The sequence below is a fragment of the Brucella grignonensis genome (assembly GCF_002252505.1).
GTDB lineage: Bacteria > Pseudomonadota > Alphaproteobacteria > Rhizobiales > Rhizobiaceae > Brucella > Brucella grignonensis.
In genome coordinates this window covers 193,375-213,064 of the sequence record NZ_NNRL01000169.1, presented here as the reverse complement: position 1 = coordinate 213,064, position 19,690 = coordinate 193,375, and the positions used below count along the sequence as shown (strand labels likewise).

Genomic DNA, 19,690 nt, shown 5'->3' with positions numbered 1-19,690 from the left:
GAATACAGCAACCCAAAACCGCTGGAGCGAACTCAAAACTGGATAAAACTTGGGGCAACGTCAGCCGCCCTCACCTCTGAAATCGAACTGCAATAATGCTTAACCCGGCGGCTACTGCATATTCTAATCGACCAAACGGAAAAATTCTGGAGAAACGTGCGCGAAAATGGATTGCCACAATCGGTGAAACTGAAGAGACAAAATTCAACGCTGAAGACAAGAAAGCCCGCTTCGCTGGGAGGAGGAGTGCGAAGCGGGCTGATCTGGAAAGCGCGACTGGGAGGAGGAGTGCCGCGCTTCGAGTTCAGTTTCTGGGAGGAGGAGTGAAACTGAACAACCCGAAAATAGGCGGCAGATATAATGATTACAAGAAACAAATATGCATAGCTGATATGCGCACTCTGGAACTTGGCCACGACGTGCGCTTTAGATGCCTATCTCAAAAAGTGTGAAACGGTTTTCGGGATGGCCTAAAAATGGAAAACCGCCCGGCAGCGACTGAGCGCGCACAGGCGGTTTAATCCTCCCAAGAGGCTGCTTGATAACAGTATTGTTTCAATAAAGCAAATGAAACGAGTAAGTACATAATCATACTATTTTTGTATGATTATAACTAGACTTGCGAATAACAGAAGAGACTACAAACCCACCGAAGACAAAGGCCCGCATCGCGCATTTGGGCGGGGGGCTTGGGGTGCGCGATACGGGTGCCTTCCTGCAAACAGGTTGCAATCCATAAATAAATACACTGACCGAAAACAAAAATGACAGTTTGTTGCAGTTGCAAATGGTTAGTGCAGCAACCGCTAGACAAAAGTCGCTCCGCAGCAAGGCTGCTGGAGCGACTGCGAACCGATGCCCCTGCCCATGAGTCGGAACGCAAATCCAGAGTAACATCAGCAAGATGCAACTGAAAGTTACAGATAATTTAGAAAGATAACGCCATCCGGAGGACCTTTTTAATTTCCCATACGGCCAACCAGAGACACCTATTCAAGTCGTTTTCTTTACCCGATAAGCCATCCCAAGCGATCTTGGCGCTGTTTCCTGAAAGCCAAATTTTTCATAGAGCTTGTTAGCTGGCACATCGGCGATCAGACTCACGTAAGCTGAATCAGGAAGCTCGGCATTCACATATTGCATGATGGCTTTCATAATCGACCTACCGAGACCTTGCCCCTGATGTCTTGGATCGACTGCAATATCCACCACCTGAAAAAAGCAACCTCCATCTCCAATCAACCGCCCCATTCCAATAGCTGCATCGCCGTGCAAAACGACTACAGCAAAAACGGTGCCTTTAAGTCCGCAGGTCGCAGCCGCCTTCGAAAACGCACTTAATCCCGCCACTGCGCGAAGATGCAAATATTCCTCAACAGACGGCGTGCGCGCGACAGTTGAATAGGCGGACAGATCCATTCGGTATTCCTCTTTGTTTCGTCACGATGACTAAACGCACCACAAATCGATTTAACACTTCAAATACAACCAGAAAAGATTTGTCAGAACCAGTTGATTGCTTGTCCGGCTTGCTGTCTAAGTATTTCTAATATCAAGCTCTTCGGATCATAGCTGTGACCACAGAACAAACCCCTTCCAACGTCATTTTCTCCCGTACTGCCGTCACGAGTACTGCAATGATCTTCGGCCTGACATATAGTCTCAGCGCCGCGCTCATCGCACTCGACCTAGATGAAATGGGGTTCAGCGAAGCGATTATCGGCGCGAACGCTGCAATGCATGCGGTCGGTGTGCTTTGCATGGCCTTTCTGCTTCCACGCCTCAGTGCATTACTCGGCATGCGTTTGCTGGTAGTCGCGGCCCTTGCAGCTGCAGCCATATTACTCGGCTTGTTTCCTGCAATACCATTGATCTGGCTTTGGTTCCCATTGCGTATATTGCTGGGGGCAGCATCAGAAACATTGTTCGTCGTTTCGGAAACCTGGCTCAATTCGCTGAGTACGGACGAAAATCGTTCCAAGACCATGGGCATTTACACAGCTGCCCTGTCATTGGGCTTTGCGCTCGGGCCATTGATCCTCTCATTGGTTGGATCAAGCGGGTTCCTGCCCTATCTGATCGGCTCAGCACTTGCGATCATAGCAGCACTTTTGATTGCAAGCCCCAAAGTCAGCGCGCCGCCGATTACCGACAAACCACATGGAAGCCCGCTGCATTATTTGGCACTTGCGCCCGTCGCACTCGCAGCAACCGTGTTGAATGCCGCCATTGAATCGGCTGGCCTGTCGTTTCTGCCGCTCTATGCGGTCGATCTCGGCTGGAATGAAAATCAGGCAACGCAGCTCATGTCCGTCATGATGTTCGGTGCGATCGTTCTCCAAATTCCCATTGGCTTTCTGGGAGATAGAATGAGCCGTCAAAGCTTGCTCATCATTCTCGCAGCCCTTTCAGCCGCAGGTGCAGCAGTCTGGCCGTGGGCCCTTACTCTGCCATGGCTCACCTATACGCTGTTGTTTGTTTGGGGCGGTGCCTTCGTCGGCATTTATACGATCATGCTGAGCGTGGTTGGCAGTCAGTTCAAAGGCGCTCAGCTCGTCGGCATTTATGCCAGCATGGGCTTGATGTGGGGTGTTGGCGCATTGATCGGCCCCCTCTTTGCGGGGATCGCTCAACAATATTTGACCCACGGCCTGCCGATATTCGTTACGATTGCCTGCCTGATCTTTCTGGCACTTGCCCTCACTTTGCGTCCACGTGCGGTGCTTGCAACCGAATAGTATCTATTTTTCCAAAACTTAACACCACAGCGGCCTCCCAAAAGGAGGCCGTTTTTATGCAATCAGCAATAGATTTTAACGACTTATTTACCACGATCGTAAGAATATAGCTCCGGTAAACATGGCTTTCGACTCGTTCGTGAATTCGGCTTTCGGCTGGCTAGTACTTTTTGGAAAAGTGAATTTCACATGGCAAACACTCATCAGGCATCCGGTTCACGCTCTATTATTGATGAACTCAACGCCCTGCGTGAACGCCATACGCCCGCAGCTCCCAAATCGAGCGCTATGAACGAGCTGCATAACACATTGGCAGAGTTGGAAAAGCGTTTGGGCCAGCTTGGCGGCGCCGCACCTCGCCCTCGTGCGCCAAGCATCCCGCAGCCGCGACAATCCGACAGGCGCATTGAAGGTCTTGCTGAAATCGCCGAGCATCTGCGCCGTCTCAGTGAAGAACAAAATAAGGTTGAGCAGTATAACACGCGGCCATCCCCAGCTTTTGCACCGCGTTTTGTAGAACAGCACGAAGCCCCGAACACATCGTTTTCCGACAACAGCATGTTACGCCAGATCGATAGCCGCCTGGATGAAATCAGTCGCGCCATAATCGCTGCCAACCGCCATCAGAATTCAGAACATGAAGAAGCGCTTCGTCTGGAGCGCATCGAACATCGTCTTAACGAACTGACACAGCAACTTGACAGCTCTGTTGCTGAACAAAATGCCGACACACTGTTCCGCCGCCTTGGTGAACTGTCGCAGCGCATCGACGCTCTAAGCGAAGGATCGCGCTTGCCTGAACAGGCAATTGACCAGCTGGCGCAGCAAATCAATCTCCTTGCCCATCAGGTGGGTAAGGTCATGGAAAACCTGAGCCAGTCCGATTATCACAGCGTCGATGCTCGTCTGGAGGCAATTGACCAGAAGCTGGCTGCCGCTGAGAAATGGGCCAGCGAACCAAATCCAGCACTTCTGGAGAAGGTCGATAATCGTTTCAAGGAACTGACCAAGCGCCTTGATGCGCAATATGCAAGCCACTATGCAGAACGTGGCATGCTTCATACGCTCGAGGGTCGTCTGGACGATATTTCGCAACAAATATCGCTTAGTCTTTTGCAAACACCGCAACCAGAAGAAATCGCGCTGGCGGAGAGCGAAGCTATTCGCAGCCTTGAAAGCCAGATCGCAAACCTCGCGCGTCAACTGGCCAAGCCATCAGCCGAATTTGCAGAAATCAAGCCACGCCTTGATGCAATCGAACGTTCGATTTCAGACAACCGCGAAACGGTCTTGCACGCGGCTCGCGAAGCAGCTGAAACTGCTGTTGCCCATGTCCTCAAGCATGGCTCGCAACATGATACCGCGATTGCGCTACAGCTTGCCAATGATATGAAATCGCTTGAGGCCCTTGCCCGCAATGCCGACGAGCGTAATGGCAAGACATTTGAAGCTGTTCACGAGACGCTCGTTAAGGTCGTTGATCGGCTTGCAAACCTTGAACAGCAGATCGATGCGCAACCACATCTCCCGCAGGCAAGCCCAAAAGCCAAGCCTGCCGCAAATCCATATTCTGCTGCACCACAAGCCTTTCCGAGCCTTGCTCCTCAGACAGTCGAAAAGCACGCAAAGCCTGTCGTTGATGCAACGAATACCGACGAGAAACTTGCAAAGCTGACGCCTAAGACGCGTCAGGAGCCGGAACTGAGTGCTTCACTGGATTCCGTTCAGCCTGACAATGACAGCGTGCTTGACCTCAACACGATCATGAAGCGCGTGCGCGAAGAGCGCAGTCAGCAAGAAAACACGAAGGCTGAAACAAGCGGCAAAGCCGATCTGATCAGCGTTGCACGCCGTACTGCGCAGCAAGCGGCCGAGGAGGCAACCAGACTTGAACAGCAATCAGAAAAGGCTCCCGAGAAGAAGAAGGGATCGATCAGCGATCTTTTCAACCGCCAGCGCAAACCTATTCTGCTGGCAATTGGTGCTGTAATGCTGGCAATTGCTGGCCTGCAGGCAGGCTCGGCGTTCCTCGAAGCCCGTCAACAGGCGGAGCTTTCCGCAAAAACAGAAGTGCCCGCAATCGATAGAGAAACGACAGCTTCTATCGCTCCTGCAAACGAAGCATTACCGGCACCAAAAATTCAGCCAATGCCGGAAACAGTCATACCCGAGACAGAGATTGCCAAGCCGCAGCAGGAGAGCAATCTGAGTGTAACAATGCCAAATCCGGCACCTCAAGAGCCGACGATTGCCGATACGGCACCGGCGCAGGAACCGGAAACTACTGTAACCGAAGTGCCGGTGGAAGCCGGTCCCGCAGCGTTGCGTGAAGCCGCAATGACCGGTGATCCTCGTGCACTGTTCGAAATTGGCAATCGCTATATGGAAGGCCGTGGCGTTCAGGAAAATCTGGCAGAAGCTGCAAAGTGGTTTGAGACGTCGGCAGCAAAAGGCTTTGCGCCAGCACTTTATCGCATGGGCAATTTTAATGAGAAGGGGCTCGGCATGCCCCGCAATCTCACAAAAGCAGTTGATTGGTATCAGCAAGCAGCCAAACAAGGTAATACCAGCGCCATGCATAATCTGGCGGTGCTTTTTGCATCGGGTGCCAATGGCACACCCGACAATGCATCCGCTGTGCACTGGTTTACCGAAGCTGCAGAACTCGGCGTCAAGGATAGCCAATATAATCTCGGCATTCTCGCCGCCAAGGGCCTGGGAATGCAGGTGAACCTTGAAGAAAGCTACAAATGGTTCGCACTTGCGGCCAAAGCCGGCGACAAGGATGCAGCTGAAAAGCGCGATCAGATCGGCGCAGCACTGAAGCCTCAGCAACTTGAACGCGCCAAGGGCAGCGTTGAACTCTGGAAGGCTAAGCCGCTCAATCGGGAAGCCAATTTAGTCGATATTCCTGAGGGATGGTCCGATGAGAAGCCGGTCACCACTGCCTCAGTCGATATGAAGAAGGCCGTTCGCAACATCCAGCTCATTCTCCAGAAGAACGGCTATGATGTTGGAACTGCAGACGGTGTGATGGGCAACAAGACCCGCAATGCCATCGCTGAAATTCAGAAAGCCCATGGTCAAGAGCCGACTGGCGAGGTCAATCAGCAGCTCGTGCAGCTCCTTCTCGAGAAGAACAAGTAATACCAAAGTTCATTGAGTGAAACTCATTGGACTTTGGTTAAGCCCGAGTGGCGCTTGCACTTTATCAAGGCGTGATGCTGTCTTGATCTGCGATAATTGATGCGGGATCGCAGTATAATTTTGCGGTCTCGTTGTGTTTGGTGTCGTTGGTCAATTTTTCCGTCGATGAATAGACGCACACTTCGGCGTCTCTGATGCCGTCAGAGCCAGAATACGGTATCTTATCTTGGCACCTGTGCTGCCTCGCAACCTCCCCGCGAATTGTAAAGATTTCCGGAAACGTCAACAGCGCTAAAGACTGTAAAGTTCTCCATCAACGAACTTACATTCTGGAATAAATAACAGCTTGAATCCAATTGCCGCCGCTTATTATTTAATCAATAAAACCAGGGGGCCATGTGATGCTTTTGCATGTAAATAACGAGATGGAAAATGGCATAATTGCCAAAATACCCCTTGCACTCGACAAGGATGTTAAAGGGTTTCAGGGCGACGCGATTGATTTTGAAATATCGTCGCCGGACCGTCAGCTCATACAAGCCGACGATTTCCATCCCTATAAATCGCTATTCAAAGTCTTGTCCGGAACGAGTGAACTCAAGAATATTTATATTGCGCTATCATTCAACCTGAGTTTCTCGACACCAGACGGCAAAAAAACTACAATGTCTCGCTCCAATCCAACCGAGGACTGGTTAATCACGAACGGGGAATATTATTCGGAGAATACAACCTCATTCGGCTTTACATCGAACAGCAAATTCGCCGGCTCCTATGGCGCCAGCATCACAAATCTCTTTCTCTACGTGATTAAAAACGGCGGCCTCGTCGACAACAAGATATCCAACAATATCTCGATCAGAGCACAATTCTATCCGTCATCGACCTACGCGGTCATAACGCCAAAAGATCATATTTCGATCATTCTCAGTAACCGCCAGAGCTACATTGAATAGCCGATTTCACATCGGCAATATGAAGTTTTTCTGACAAGGCTGGTGACAACATTGTTGTTAACAAACAACAATGTGCCATTTTCTTCTCACATTGTTTGCCAAAGTAACTCTATTATCAATCGGGGTTTGACTTCCCTGCACCGAAAGAGCAAGACCTCTAAGGGCGTATCCCGAAAAATCTGAGTTGGTTTCGGGCAAGATGCGCAGCAAACTAAACTGTTAAGGCAACAATCTGAGGAAGACTTGCTTTAGCAAAATTGAGACAGACCTTGCGGCATGGCGCGGCCGCAACGGGCTGCGTGTTGTGCGTTACAGAAACCGGGTTCGGAATTGGGTATTTACCTTCCCATTGCGGAATTATCGGTCAACATGCTGGTTCTGCTCGGCATGGGCGCTGCCGTTGGTTTTCTTTCTGGATTGTTCGGTGTTGGCGGCGGATTTCTGATCACACCTTTGTTGATCTTTTATAACATTCCACCAGCCATTGCCGTGGCCACCGGCGCCAATCAGGTCATCGCCTCGTCGGTTTCCGGCGCGCTGGCGCATTTCAAACGTCGCACGCTCGATATCAAGCTTGGCCTGTTTCTGGTTGCAGGCGGTATAGTCGGATCGCTGCTCGGCATTTTCGTGTTCTCGTGGCTGCGTGATTTAGGCCAGCTCGATCTGATCGTTTCGATCCTATACGTCTTCTTCCTTGGCACCGTTGGCGGGCTCATGCTGGTTGAAAGCATGCAGGCGCTTCGCCGTGTCAAAAAAGGACAGGCTGGCGCAATCCGCCGCCCGGGGCAGCACACCTGGATCCATAAGCTGCCGTTCAAGATGCGGTTTCGCGCATCCACCATCTATGTCAGCATCATTCCGGTACTCGGTATCGGCTTTTTCATCGGCCTTCTGTCATCTGTGATGGGTGTTGGCGGCGGCTTCATCATGGTGCCAGCGCTCATCTATCTGCTGCACGTTCCGACCAATGTGGTTGTCGGCACATCGCTGTTTCAGATCACATTCGTCACAGCATTCACCACAGTGATGCAGGCGACAACCAACCAGTCCATCGATATCGTGCTGGCATTTCTTCTAATGCTCGGTGGCGTAATTGGTGCGCAATATGGTGCGCGTGTAGGCCAGAAATTGCGTGGTGAACAGCTACGCCTGTTGCTTGCCTTGCTGGTTCTTGCCGTAGGCCTGCGTCTTGCATTCGGCCTTTTTGTACGACCCGATAATCTGTTCTCAATCACAATAGCGGATATGTAACATGAGGAAACTCAGGCTCATACCCGCTTTTCTTCTCTGCTTTGCAGCAGCCCCGGTATCAGCGCAGATCAATTCCAGCGGCGATGGCAATGCTGTGCCGCAACTGCAAAATCCTGCTGAAGAAACCATTGAGATTGGTCTTTCAACCGAGACGATTGCCATCACCTCCAATTTTGGTGGCACCGATCTCACAATCTTCGGCGCGCTGGATAATGCTGATCCAATGATCCAGCGGCAGGGACGCTACGACATCATCGTCGTTCTGCAAGGCCCGTCGCGCGACCTCGTGGTGCGCAAGAAGGACCGCTACCTCGGTGTCTGGGTGAATGCAGATTCTGAAACCTTCCTTGGAGTCCCGCTTTCCTATTCGTTGGCTTCGACACGCAACTTGCAGGATATCGCGGATGACAAAATCTACCGCCAGCTTTCAGTCGGTGTCCGCAATTTTTATCTGAGGCCAGAAGACCCTGCGAGCCTGTCGGGCAATATCCCGACATTCGGCAACGAATTGCGCGAGATGAAAATACGGCAAGGTCTTTACAGCCAGCGCATCGGCAGTGTGGAATTTATCTCGCGCACATTGTTTCGCGCAACGCTTAACCTCTCAGCCAATGTGCCAGTCGGTCGCCATCGCGCCCGTGCTCTTTTGTTCCGCAACGGTGTCTTTCTGCGCGAGGCCAATGCCAGTCTTGAAATCGTGAAGGCGGGCGTAGAGCAAAGCATCTATGACGCCGCGCATAAATATAGTTTCTATTACGGCTTGTTCGCGGTGTTTCTGGCTGTCTTCACCGGCTGGGCCGGACGTGTTTTATTCAAAAAAGATTAGCCGCCCACCAGCGCGCCGCGCGCAATCGGGTAAACCTTGCCCTGTCCCAGCATATAGGCGCGCAGGGTCTCGTCAGCGAATAGCCCCCGAAAGGCGCGATCCAGAATATTCAGCGCACCCGTATAGGCGCCGAAAGCAGGCATGATGAGCCTTTCCCCGTCGCTAACAAAACAGGGGCGGCGTACTGACCGTCCACGTCGCACGATGCGGGCTGCGGGGTGAAGGTGCCCTGCAATCTCGCCCTGCCCGGCCTTGCGCGATGGTTCATGCCGGAAGGTAAGCGGCCCGATTGCCAGTTCCTCCACACAATCGCCCGGCAGGTCGACCGGGCGATCCGGATCGTGATTGCCAGTGATCCAGAACCAGTCCCGATGCTCCATAAGCGATTTCAGCCGGATGGCATAAAGCGACGGCAGGCGTTCGCTGGCGGTTGCATCGTGAAAACTGTCGCCAAGGCTGATGACGGTTCGCGGCTGATAACGCGCGATTGCCAGCGCCAGCATATCGAGCGTCGCTGCTGTATCATAAGGTGGGATGAGCTGGCCGCGCCGGGCAAAGGATGAACCTTTTTCCAGATGCAGATCGGAAACGATCAGCATATGCAGGTCGGGCAGGAACAGTGCACCGGATGGATCGCACACAGCTGCAACGCCACGCACTTCCGTATGGGCCAGACTGTAGGCCTCTCCATTGCCCCATACTGCAGTCTTCATTGCATCGCCTCTTTGATCAGATCATCTGCGGCCTCTGCAAGCAGCATTTCATCGCCCTCACCCGCCACACGCTCGCGCCCGATTTCGAGCATCACAGGCAGCGCCAGCGGTGAAATCCTGTCGAGCGGCTTGTGCAAAAGATGACCTTTCACGCGCGCCAGCATGTCGCCAAGACGCCTGATATCCAGAAGTCCGGTCGCCGCATCCGCGCGCGTCGCCTGCAACAATATATGGTCCGGCTCGTGGGTCCGCAGCACGTCATAGATCAGGTCAGTGGAAACCGTAACCTGACGGCCCGTTTTCTCCTGTCCCGGATGACGGCGCTCGATAAGCCCTGAAATCACGGCGCAATTGCGGAAAGTGCGTTTCAAAAGGTAGCTTTCATCGAGCCAGGCTTCGAGATCGTCCCCCAGCATATCCTCGTCGAACAGGCGGGGGAGATTGAGCTTTCCAGTGCCGATCAGCGCGCCCATATCCTTGAGGCCCCAGAGTCCCAGCGAATAATCGGTCGCGACAAAGCCAAGCGGATGTGCGCCCATGCGCTCCAGACGGCGCGTCAGCAACATGCCAAGCGTCTGATGTGCCAGCCTGCCCTCAAACGGATAGGCGACCATGTAGAAGCGATTGCCGCGCGGAAAGGTTTCGATCAGCAGCTCGTCCGTTGCTGGCAGCACGGATTTCCATTGCTGCACTTCCAGCCATTCCCGCACCTGTTCCGGCAAAAACTGCCAGCGCGTGCGGTCGGCAAGCATGGCGCGCACCTGCGCGGCGAGATAGGTGGAAAGCGGAAACTTGCCACCTGCATAGACAGGAATCTTGGCATCCTGCCCGGCAGCATTGGAGGCGATACATTCGTTCTCACGGATACCTTCAAACCGCAGCACCTTGCCTGCAAAAAGGAACGTGTCGCCAGCAGTGAGCGTCTCAAGGAAATATTCCTCGATGCGACCAAGAACACGTCCGCCGCGCGCATTTCCGCCCTTGCCGCCACGAGTAAGCCGGACATTGAGCTCCGGCGCTTCGACAATCGTGCCGATGTTAAGCCGATATTGCTGCGCGATGCGCGGATTGGAGACCCGCCACGTTCCGTCCACCGTCTTGCGGATTTTCGCAAACCGCTCATAGGTCTTGAGCGCGTAGCCGCCAGTCGCCACAAAATCCAGAATGCGGTCGAACGTGTCTCGCGGAAGGTTTGAATAGGGTGCAGCGCTCTGCACTTCACGATAAAGCTGATCGGCGTTGAAAGGCTCGGCACAGGCCATGCCGAGCACGTGTTGCGCCAGCACATCCAGCGCTCCATCGATCAAGGGTGGCGTATCCTGGGCGCCCAGATAATTGGCATCAAGTGCAGCACGGCACTCCATCACCTCGAAGCGATTGGCGGGTACGAGAATGGCGCGGCTTGGCTCGTCCATGCGGTGATTGGCACGGCCAATGCGCTGCGCAAGGCGGCTCGCCCCTTTCGGTGCACCGACATGAATGACCAGATCGACATCGCCCCAATCAATCCCCAGATCAAGCGTCGAAGTCGCGACCACAGCCCGCAATGTGTTGGCGGCCATGGCCTGCTCGACCTTGCGGCGCTGGCTGGCATCGAGCGAACCATGATGCAGCGCAATGGGCAGCGTGTCCTCATTGACTCGCCACAGCTCCTGAAACAGCATCTCCGCCTGACTGCGCGTATTGACGAATAAAAGCGTCGTCTTGTTCTGGCGGATCGCTTCGTAGATGTCGGGAATGGCATAGCGTGACGAATGGCCCGACCATGGCACCCGCTCGTCGGAATCGAGAATGGTAATTTCCGGCTTGGCACCGCCATCCACCGTCACAAGACCGGCCATCGGCCCGGTGCCGTCCTGTTCAACCAGCCAGCGGCGCAGTTCATCGGGCTCAGCCACCGTGGCGGAAAGGCCGATGGTCTGCAATTGCGGTTGCAGGCGGCGCAGCCGCGCCAGCCCCAGCGCCAGCAAATGCCCGCGCTTGGAAATCACCAGCGAGTGCAATTCGTCCAGCACCACATAGCGCAGGCCCTTGAAGAACTGTTCCGAACCTTTGGATGCGATCAACAGCGCAAGCTGCTCTGGCGTGGTCAGCAGAATATCCGGTGGCGCAAGCTTCTGTCGCTGGCGTTTGTGTGCGGGCGTGTCACCGGTCCGTGTCTCGATGGTGATGTCGAGACCCATTTCCTCGACCGGCACCGTCAGATTGCGATGAATATCGACGGCAAGCGCTTTCAAGGGGGAAATATAGAGCGTGTGAACTCCGCGCTTCGCCAAGCCGGGCTTTAAGCGCCCACGTTTTTCCAGATCCACCAATGCAGGCAGAAACCCGGCCAGCGTTTTACCCGCCCCGGTGGGTGCGATCAGAAGCGTGGACTGTCCCTGTTCGGCACGGGCCAGAAGCTCAAGCTGATGCGCGCGCGGCGACCAGCCCTTGGCCGCAAACCATTCGAGAAAACGGTCCGGCAAGGGAAAAGCGGCAGATGCGGCGGCGGGTTTCAGGTTCAGTGTCACGCCGTCAATCTAATCGCAGCAAGGCAAGCCGCCAAGGTGTTTGTTCACTTTTGTTCTCATTTTGTCAGCAGATGCAAGCTCCCTCTCTTTTCGGGGCGAACTTCGTGACCTATCTTCAAACCATGCGTTTCAACCAGCTTCTCTGCTCCTCTCCCAAAGGTCTTTATTGCCCGCCCGGCGATTTCTACATCGACCCCGTGCGTCCGGTGGAACGCGCGCTCATCACCCACGGGCATTCCGATCATGCCCGCTCGGGCCACACCCATGTGCTGGCAACACCCGAAACGCTCGACATCATGGCGCTCCGCTATGGCGCAAATTTCGCCGAAACCACGCAACCGATAGGCCTCGGCGAAACCCTGACGATCAATGGTGTCCGGGTCAATTTTCATGGCGCGGGCCATGTGCTCGGCTCGGCCCAGATCGCGGTGGAGAAGGACGGAACCCGCATTGTCGCTTCCGGCGATTACAAGCGCGCGGCCGATCCAACATGCGCGCCGTTTGAACCTGTCGCCTGTGATGTCTTCATCACCGAAGCAACTTTTGCACTGCCAGTATTTCGTCACCCGGATGCGTCGCACGAGATCGCGATGCTTCTCAAATCAATCCGGCAATTTCCTGAACGGGCGCACCTTGTCAGTGCCTATTCGCTGGGCAAGGCACAGCGGGTTATCAAACTCATACGCAATGCAGGCTACTCGGAACCGATCTATATTCACGGTGCACTGGAAAAGATCTGCGATTATTACCAGGCACAAGGCATCGATCTCGGTCCGCTTGAACCGGCAACGCTGGAACGTGACGAAGCGCAGCCCAATTTTGCAGGCAAGATCATCGTCGGTCCTCCATCGGCTTTTTCCGACCGCTGGGCGCGGCGTTTTCCCGATCCTATCTCGGCCTTCGCCTCCGGCTGGATGCGCATCCGCCAGCGCGCCAAGCAACAGGGCGTTGAACTGCCACTCATCATTTCCGACCATTGCGACTGGGATGAACTGACGGCGACCATAACGGAAATCGCACCCGCCGAAGTGTGGGTCACGCATGGACGCGAGGAAGCGCTTGTTCGCTGGTGCGAGTTGCAGAACATACCGGCCAAGCCGCTGCATCTCATCGGCTATGAAGATGAGGGCGATTGATGCGTGCTTTCGCTGAACTTCTTGACCGGCTGGTTCTGACGCCGCAGCGCAACGGCAAGCTTCGTCTGCTTGTTGACTATTTCCGTGCTACTCCCGACCCGGATCGCGGTCTGGCATTGGCGGCAATCACGCGCGATCTCGAACTGCAAAGCGTGAAGCCCGCCATGCTGCGCGCACTGATAGCCGTGCGCACCGATCCCGCACTCTTTGCCTATTCCTACGACTATGTCGGTGATCTTGCCGAAACGATTTCGCTTATCTGGCCCGGCCCCAGTGAAACCGCACCCGGCGCAAATCTGCCACTTGGGATCGTGGTTCACGAATTGCAGAATGCTTCGCGCCGCGAAGGCCCGATGCTCGTGGCCGGATGGCTTGATCTGCTCGGCATTTCCGAACGTTATGCGCTGTTAAAGCTCGTCACCGGTGGTTTGCGCGTTGGGGTTTCCGCCCGTTTGGCCAAACAGGCTCTCGCTGACTTTGGCGGCGTCAACGTTGTCGAAATCGAGGAACTCTGGCACGGCCAGTCACCGCCCTATGAGGTGCTTTTCGCCTGGCTGGAAGGCCGTGGCGAAAAACCTGCTGCCACCGCTGCCGCGCCGTTTCGCCCCGTCATGCTGGCGACAGCACTCGACGAAACTGAAATCCCCTCGCTTGACGCATCCGCCTACAGCGCCGAATGGAAGTGGGACGGCATTCGGGTACAGGCCGTCTCGGAAGACGGCGTGCGCCGTCTCTATTCACGTACCGGTGACGATATTTCCGGCGCATTCCCGGATATTCTGGAAGCTATGGATTTCGAAGGTGCAATCGACGGCGAACTACTCGTCGGTCATCACGGCGAAACCGGTATAGAAACAGCCACTTTTTCCGATCTCCAGCAAAGACTGAACCGCAAGACCGTGAGCGCGAAGCAGTTACGCGACTATCCGGCTTTCGTGCGGGCCTATGATCTGTTGCAGGAAGGGAACCAGCAGACCGGCAACGATTTGCGCTCCTTGCCTTTCTTCGAGCGCCGTGCCCGCCTGCAAAGTTTCATCAGCAAGCTCGACCCTCGCCGGTTCGATCTTTCGCCGGTGCTGCCTTTCGCTGACTTTCAGGAACTGGCGCAGTTTCGCGCCAATCCACCCCATCCCGTCATTGAAGGCGTGATGCTGAAGCGTCACGACAGCACCTACCTGCCCGGACGCCCGAAAGGACCTTGGTTCAAATGGAAGCGCGATCCTTTCACCGTCGATGCCGTGATCGTCTATGCCCAGCGTGGACATGGCAAGCGCTCCAGCTATTATTCTGATTTCACCTTTGCCGTCTGGACGGGACCGGAAGACGAGCCAGTGCTGGTACCAGTCGGCAAGGCCTATTTCGGCTTTACGGACGAAGAATTGAAATTGCTGGACAAGTTTGTGCGCGAGAACACCACCGAGCGCTTCGGCCCGGTGCGATCGGTCCGCGCCGAGCCCGATCATGGGCTGGTGGTGGAGGTGGCTTTCGAGGGTCTCAACCGCTCCACGCGCCATAAATCCGGCGTCGCCATGCGCTTTCCGCGTTTCTCACGGCTTCGCTGGGACAAGCCGCCCCGCGAAGCGGACCGGCTTGAAACACTGGAAAAGCTGCTAAGCTGATTATTCAGCCGCAGTGGTTACACGAATTGCAAAAATATCAACAGGCTTGCCTGCACCACTGAGATCAGAATTGATTGTGATCTTGCCCGCACGACCAGCAGATTGACCCGCCTGAAAATCCTGATCGAACAGGAAGTCACTCACGGAATCACGAACGTCATAACGTCTGCGCCCGCAATCACCCAGACCTGCAAAATCACAGTTAACCGACATCTGTGTTGGCTTACCATCATCGCTGCGGGCAACAATATCAAAGGTCGCCTTTTTACCCATAAGCTGGTTCAACACACCTTCGCCCACATCAAACGTGACACTGTCATTTGCGCCCTTCGACTGAACCCGAGCAAAACTGTTGGTGCCTTCACGCATGATTTCAGCGGTCGCCCCACCCTGCACTGACATGCGCGTAGCATCCGTCGGCGTGAAAATGTTGATCCAGGTGCGTCCTTCCGGATCTTCGCCTTCTTTAATCGGCGCCATGCGATTATCTGTCAAAAGCGGGCTTGAACCATTGCCGCGCGTAAAATCCGCAAAGCTGTTGTAAAGCGAGAAGCCAATCAATCCCAGAATAACGATAACCATTACCGGGATACCGACGCTGATAAGCGGCGAGCGACGCTTTTTCTTGCGATCCTTGCGGGAGACGCCTGCTTCATAACCCAGATCGGCAGAGCCACGCTTTTTCTTTTTCGAGGTTGCGCGAATATCTGCTGTATCGAGCGCAGGACCAGCTTCGTACCCCCCCTCACCCAAAACAGGGTCTGAGGATTCTGGTGCGTCCAGCGACGGCTCTCGCTTAGCATTCGCCGCAGAACCAGACTTAAACTCAGCCTCTATCTCTGAAATAGCAGCCTTGATCTTCTGACGTCGCTGCTGCTTTTGATCTTCGCTAAGGGCAGCATTGGCAGTCAACGCGCGCTCGTGTGCACCCCAAGCCGCTTCATAAATGCGCTGACGGGTAACCGGATTATGCGCATCCGACTTTGCGAATGCATTTCTGATTGCGCGTTCGATACTTTCCAAAGGGCTGCTCTTCCTTGGTTGCGTCTGTTGGCTGGGCCTGTCGGACACAGCCGGTTAAATGAGCCTCAGCGAAATTAACGTCTGAATCAAGGCATTTACCTGTTCTAGACCTATTTTGGCTACCCGAGAGACCTGTCAAAGATACCAAATATTAACTTTTTGCCTCATTTTCCCCGGCCTTTGTCAAAACAGCCTCCAAATAAGCTCTCATATTGCCTTGAATTTTTGCAGTCATTTTTCATGTTGCTGTTAGCAAAAGCCATGCTAAAAATATTACGTTTACGGAAACGTCAATTTTTGGGAGGATAAAATGGCATTGCCGGATACTTTGAAAAACAGGCTGCGCATTCCCGTGGTCGGAGCGCCACTGTTTATCATTTCCAATCCGGCCCTGGTGCTGGCGCAGTGCAAGGCGGGGGTCGTCGGCTCTTTCCCGGCACTCAATGCACGCCCTGAAGCACAACTAGACGAGTGGTTAGCCGAGATTACCGAAGATCTCGCTGCCTATGATGCCGCGAATCCTAACCGCCCAGCCGCTCCATTTGCAGTTAACCAGATTGTGCACCGCTCCAACAAGCGTCTCGAACATGACCTTGGACTATGCGTGAAATACAAAGTTCCCATCGTCATCTCTTCCCTGGGTGCAGTTCCTGAAGTCAATGCCGCGATCCATTCATACGGCGGCATTGTTCTGCATGACGTTATCAACAATCGCCATGCCAATTCTGCGATCCGAAAAGGTGCGGATGGCCTCATCGCCGTTGCCGCAGGCGCGGGCGGCCATGCAGGCGCGCTCTCACCCTTCGCACTCATTCAGGAAATTCGTGAATGGTTCGACGGCCCCCTGCTTCTTTCCGGTGCAATCGCCAATGGCGGCGCTATTCTCGCGGCACAGGCGATGGGCGCAGATCTTGCCTATATTGGCTCACCGTTCATTGCCACGGCGGAAGCCCGCGCTTCTGAAGATTACAAACAAATGATCGTTGAATCGAACGCTGCCGACATTGTCTATTCCAACTACTTTACCGGAATTGCAGGCAACTACCTCAAACCATCTATCGCTAAGTCAGGCCTCGATCCTGATCATCTACCGGAGGCTGATCCATCCAAAATGGACTTCGACAAGGCCCATCAGGAAGGCGCGAAAGCGTGGAAAGACATTTGGGGATGTGGACAGGGTATCGGTGCAATTAAGGAAATAGCCCCTACGGCAAAGCTCGTTGATCGCCTGGCGCAGGAATACGAGCAAGCTCGCAACCGTATCTGCCGAGATGCATAATTACCGCCCTTAAAGACAGCAAAGCCTCTTGTGACACATACTGGAGGCTTTGTTTTTAATTGGTCCGAACAAACGTGAAGAATATGCGTTTTGGACCTTGCTTTCCTTTATGCTTTTGGTTATCAGCGCACCGTTCGGTCACAAATAGATCGGCATTCCTTCGGGAATTTTGGAACCACGGTTCCGGGCCGCTTTAGCTCAGTTGGTAGAGCACATCATTCGTAATGATGGGGTCAGCAGTTCGAGTCTGCTAAGCGGCACCATAAAATCAATGACTTAGCTAGTTTTCGTTTTCACCATATTGATGCTAGCAATCAAATAGCAATCACCTTCGTTATTCGTAATTTGCACTGCAAAACTGCCTTTCGAAGCAGCATAAAATCCCTGTGGAAAAACGTTCGGGAACATGCAGAGCCCGCCTGGGCCGCACGTCGTTAAAATTAATACTTCTCAATTTCTGTATTGTCGAACTCGACTATTCTGTTTGTTATGTTAACAACAACTTCCATCGCGTTTCGTAATCGAACACCATCCATGTTAGGTGAGCTCATATAAATGGCGAAAAAGCCTGATAACAAAAATGAGCAGCCTAGTCTCGAGCAGCTTTATCTCAGCCTCACCGAGCACCTTGTTCGAAAATACAATATGTCATTAAGCTTTCTCACGACGCAGACTGACAGTGCTCGAGAACATCCCCTACCCTCAACAAACTATGAGCTTGACCATCTGCTGACGTCTGAGCAAGCCGCTGGTATTTTAGGTTTAAGTCCAAAGACCCTTGCTAACTGGCGGGTCCAGGGCATTGAAAACTTACCTTATCGAAAAGTGGGCAAAGCTATTCGTTATAAATATGGCGATCTATTAGCTTTTATTGATTTACAAAAGAGAGAAAACACTAGTCAGAAGTGAAGCAGATTCTATTATCTGAAAATGCAATGACTAATCATTTAGAATGGCCGCAATGGGGCCGGACGCTGACCGTCCGCTTATGCGTTATGAGCGGAGTTAGCTGCCATTCGGCAGCAGATCATGTCTGCGGCTAGCCGATCAGATTGTGCCCCCTACATGAGCCTTTCCGCTCGCGCTCGCATTGCTGGCTCAAGTTCGAGTGAATGGCGCGCGATCTTGTCGAAACAGACGGACGTTGTCTCATTGATGGCGCGCAGGTCCCCATCAAGCGAACCAGCCATTATCTGGCGAAACGTGATTGATGAACGCCCCACCTTCAGCACCTGAGAGCGGATCGTCAGCAAATCCCCGGCGGGCACTTCCTTTTTGTAGTCCATAGTCGAGCACACATCCGCCCAACCGAAACCCTCATCCGGGATTTTCCCGGCTATGTGTCCCAGTAGCTGAAAGCTCGCATCGTCGAACATCCCCGCGTAGTGACGGACATTCATATGTCCCATGACGTCGCACATCCACGGATGTACAACGCCGATAAAAGACACAAGGCCGCTCATCGCGCCACCGACTGATAGCCGCCCAGGAAAGCGGTGAGATTGTCACCCAGCGCATCGCAAAGATAACCACCTTCCTGAACGATGACGGTTGGCAGCCGAAGCTTTGCAATCGCTTCGGCAATACGTCCGAAACCGCCAGTGGTAACCGACAATCCGCCGAATGGATCACCCTCAAACGGGTCAAGACCAAGTGCTACCACCAGCGCATCTGGCGCGAAGGCTTCGATACGACGAAAAGCCGTATCGAGCGACGCGAGGAACTCGTCATCGCCAGATTTGCGCGGCAGAGGCAGATTGAGGTTGTAGCCAAGACCAGCCCCTTCACCGCGTTCATCGGCATGGCCCCAGAAGAATGGATAGAAGCGTAGCGGATCGGCGTGGATCGAGACAGTCAGCACATCGGGACGCGCATAGAAAATGCCTTGCGTCCCGTTGCCGTGATGCAGATCGACATCGAGGATTGCGACGCGTTCAGCCTTCGAGCGTAGATGCTGGGCCGCGACTGCCGAATTATTGACGAAACAAAAGCCGCCAGCAACATCGGCAAAGGCATGATGCCCCGGGGGACGGCAGAGCGCATAGGCCGCGACCTCGCCTGCAAGCACCGCATCGGCGGCATCGACCGCGCTCCATGCGCTCCAGCACACGCTTTCCCAAGTATGTTCAGCAATCGGGCACGCCGTATCAGCCATGTGATAGCCAACCTGCCCCACGGCAGACGCCGGATAGCGGCCATCACGCGCCAGCGGGTGGATATTCGGGATCACCTCTTCCGAAGCCTCATCAATACGCCGCCAACGGGCATAGATGTGCTGGAGGAATTCAAGATATTCCGGCGTATGCACGGCTGCAATCGGGCCCAGACCATGATTTTGCGGACGGATGATTTCGTAGCCTGCGGCCTTCGCGCCGGCGAGCAGGCGCTCGACACGTTCCGGCTGTTCGGGGTTAGGCTGCGGCGCACCGCTGGAAAGAAAGGCTTTCGGGTCGTGACGCTTCTGCTCGACAGCGTAAAAGGCTTTCATG

At 54.0% G+C, this 19,690-nt stretch carries 15 protein-coding genes and 1 tRNA gene; 10 read left to right on the top strand and 6 right to left on the bottom strand.

Translation table 11 applies throughout. The annotated features are described in order from the left end of the window. Positions 1-993: 993 nt before the first annotated feature. Entirely contained in the window at positions 994-1,419 is a 426-nt protein-coding gene (locus CEV33_RS23535) for a GNAT family N-acetyltransferase (RefSeq protein ID WP_094542752.1), read from the bottom strand. Between the two features lie 155 nt (positions 1,420-1,574). Between CEV33_RS23535 and CEV33_RS23530 the strand changes: the two genes are divergently transcribed. From CEV33_RS23530 to CEV33_RS23510, 5 genes are all read left to right on the top strand, one after another. Then, positions 1,575-2,738 carry an MFS transporter gene (locus tag CEV33_RS23530; RefSeq protein ID WP_328588612.1) on the top strand — a complete coding sequence of 388 codons (1,164 nt, stop codon included), beginning with the start codon at positions 1,575-1,577 and terminating at the stop codon, positions 2,736-2,738. A 189-nt stretch (positions 2,739-2,927) separates the two neighbouring features. Continuing rightward, the gene (locus tag CEV33_RS23525; protein ID WP_094542751.1) at positions 2,928-5,885 is read left to right on the top strand and encodes a peptidoglycan-binding protein; all 2,958 of its coding nucleotides are present in this window, start codon (positions 2,928-2,930) and stop codon (positions 5,883-5,885) included. A 401-nt stretch (positions 5,886-6,286) separates the two neighbouring features. Beyond that, positions 6,287-6,841 (top strand): hypothetical protein, encoded by a 555-nt coding sequence (locus CEV33_RS23520; RefSeq protein WP_094542750.1) that lies wholly within the window; start codon positions 6,287-6,289, stop codon positions 6,839-6,841. Positions 6,842-7,210: 369 nt separating this feature from the next. Further along, positions 7,211-8,092, top strand: a complete 882-nt coding sequence (locus CEV33_RS23515; protein ID WP_235818524.1) for a sulfite exporter TauE/SafE family protein — start codon at positions 7,211-7,213, stop codon at positions 8,090-8,092. A gap of 1 nt (position 8,093) precedes the next feature. Continuing rightward, positions 8,094-8,918 (top strand): TIGR02186 family protein, encoded by an 825-nt coding sequence (locus CEV33_RS23510; RefSeq protein WP_094542749.1) that lies wholly within the window; start codon positions 8,094-8,096, stop codon positions 8,916-8,918. Here CEV33_RS23510 and pdeM read toward each other — a convergent pair. Continuing rightward, entirely contained in the window at positions 8,915-9,631 is a 717-nt protein-coding gene (pdeM, locus tag CEV33_RS23505; protein ID WP_094542748.1) for a ligase-associated DNA damage response endonuclease PdeM, read from the bottom strand. The genes CEV33_RS23510 and pdeM overlap by 4 nt on opposite strands. Continuing rightward, positions 9,628-12,144: a ligase-associated DNA damage response DEXH box helicase gene (locus CEV33_RS23500; protein WP_094542747.1), complete on the bottom strand. Its 2,517-nt coding sequence runs from the start codon at positions 12,142-12,144 to the stop codon at positions 9,628-9,630. Before CEV33_RS23500 ends, pdeM begins: the two co-directional genes overlap by 4 nt. 122 nt (positions 12,145-12,266) lie before the next feature. Between CEV33_RS23500 and CEV33_RS23495 the strand changes: the two genes are divergently transcribed. Both CEV33_RS23495 and CEV33_RS23490 read left to right on the top strand, forming a co-directional pair. Next, positions 12,267-13,280: a ligase-associated DNA damage response exonuclease gene (locus CEV33_RS23495; protein WP_094542778.1), complete on the top strand. Its 1,014-nt coding sequence runs from the start codon at positions 12,267-12,269 to the stop codon at positions 13,278-13,280. Continuing rightward, a complete protein-coding gene (locus CEV33_RS23490) occupies positions 13,280-14,899 on the top strand; it encodes a cisplatin damage response ATP-dependent DNA ligase (protein WP_094542746.1) in 1,620 nt (539 codons plus the stop codon). Before CEV33_RS23495 ends, CEV33_RS23490 begins: the two co-directional genes overlap by 1 nt. On the opposite strand, the gene CEV33_RS23485 is transcribed toward CEV33_RS23490, so the two are convergent. Then, entirely contained in the window at positions 14,900-15,922 is a 1,023-nt protein-coding gene (locus CEV33_RS23485) for a hypothetical protein (RefSeq protein WP_094542745.1), read from the bottom strand. 310 nt (positions 15,923-16,232) lie between these two features. Between CEV33_RS23485 and CEV33_RS23480 the strand changes: the two genes are divergently transcribed. The 3 genes from CEV33_RS23480 to CEV33_RS23470 all read left to right on the top strand — a co-directional run bounded on the left by CEV33_RS23480 (position 16,233) and on the right by CEV33_RS23470 (position 18,110). Then, positions 16,233-17,201, top strand: coding sequence for an NAD(P)H-dependent flavin oxidoreductase (locus CEV33_RS23480; protein WP_094542744.1), 969 nt, complete (start codon positions 16,233-16,235; stop codon positions 17,199-17,201). Positions 17,202-17,388: 187 nt separating this feature from the next. After that, a tRNA-Thr gene (locus tag CEV33_RS23475) sits at positions 17,389-17,464 on the top strand. Between the two features lie 292 nt (positions 17,465-17,756). Continuing rightward, the gene (locus tag CEV33_RS23470) at positions 17,757-18,110 is read left to right on the top strand and encodes a helix-turn-helix domain-containing protein (RefSeq protein ID WP_235818520.1); all 354 of its coding nucleotides are present in this window, start codon (positions 17,757-17,759) and stop codon (positions 18,108-18,110) included. Between the two features lie 152 nt (positions 18,111-18,262). Here CEV33_RS23470 and CEV33_RS23465 read toward each other — a convergent pair whose 3' ends face one another. Together CEV33_RS23465 and CEV33_RS23460 are read right to left on the bottom strand one after the other, a co-directional pair. Further along, on the bottom strand, positions 18,263-18,664 hold the full coding sequence (locus CEV33_RS23465) for an acyl-CoA thioesterase (RefSeq protein WP_094542743.1): 402 nt from the start codon (positions 18,662-18,664) through the stop codon (positions 18,263-18,265). Continuing rightward, positions 18,661-19,689, bottom strand: a complete 1,029-nt coding sequence (locus tag CEV33_RS23460) for a histone deacetylase family protein (protein ID WP_094542742.1) — start codon at positions 19,687-19,689, stop codon at positions 18,661-18,663. The genes CEV33_RS23465 and CEV33_RS23460 overlap by 4 nt, the downstream gene beginning before the upstream one ends. Position 19,690: the final 1 nt, after the last annotated feature.

What these genes read in the sequence shown, in the direction of transcription:
- CEV33_RS23520 (WP_094542750.1), top strand. Translation starts at nt 6,287, where the DNA reads ATGCTTTTGCATGTAAATAACGAGATGGAAAATGGCATAATTGCCAAA.
- CEV33_RS23465 (WP_094542743.1), bottom strand. Translation starts at nt 18,664, where the DNA reads ATGAGCGGCCTTGTGTCTTTTATCGGCGTTGTACATCCGTGGATGTGC.
- CEV33_RS23510 (WP_094542749.1), top strand. Translation starts at nt 8,094, where the DNA reads ATGAGGAAACTCAGGCTCATACCCGCTTTTCTTCTCTGCTTTGCAGCA.
- CEV33_RS23460 (WP_094542742.1), bottom strand. Translation starts at nt 19,689, where the DNA reads ATGAAAGCCTTTTACGCTGTCGAGCAGAAGCGTCACGACCCGAAAGCC.
- CEV33_RS23480 (WP_094542744.1), top strand. Translation starts at nt 16,233, where the DNA reads ATGGCATTGCCGGATACTTTGAAAAACAGGCTGCGCATTCCCGTGGTC.
- CEV33_RS23525 (WP_094542751.1), top strand. Translation starts at nt 2,928, where the DNA reads ATGGCAAACACTCATCAGGCATCCGGTTCACGCTCTATTATTGATGAA.
- CEV33_RS23495 (WP_094542778.1), top strand. Translation starts at nt 12,267, where the DNA reads ATGCGTTTCAACCAGCTTCTCTGCTCCTCTCCCAAAGGTCTTTATTGC.
- CEV33_RS23535 (WP_094542752.1), bottom strand. Translation starts at nt 1,419, where the DNA reads ATGGATCTGTCCGCCTATTCAACTGTCGCGCGCACGCCGTCTGTTGAG.
- CEV33_RS23515 (WP_235818524.1), top strand. Translation starts at nt 7,211, where the DNA reads ATGCTGGTTCTGCTCGGCATGGGCGCTGCCGTTGGTTTTCTTTCTGGA.
- CEV33_RS23490 (WP_094542746.1), top strand. Translation starts at nt 13,280, where the DNA reads ATGCGTGCTTTCGCTGAACTTCTTGACCGGCTGGTTCTGACGCCGCAG.
- pdeM (WP_094542748.1), bottom strand. Translation starts at nt 9,631, where the DNA reads ATGAAGACTGCAGTATGGGGCAATGGAGAGGCCTACAGTCTGGCCCAT.
- CEV33_RS23470 (WP_235818520.1), top strand. Translation starts at nt 17,757, where the DNA reads ATGGCGAAAAAGCCTGATAACAAAAATGAGCAGCCTAGTCTCGAGCAG.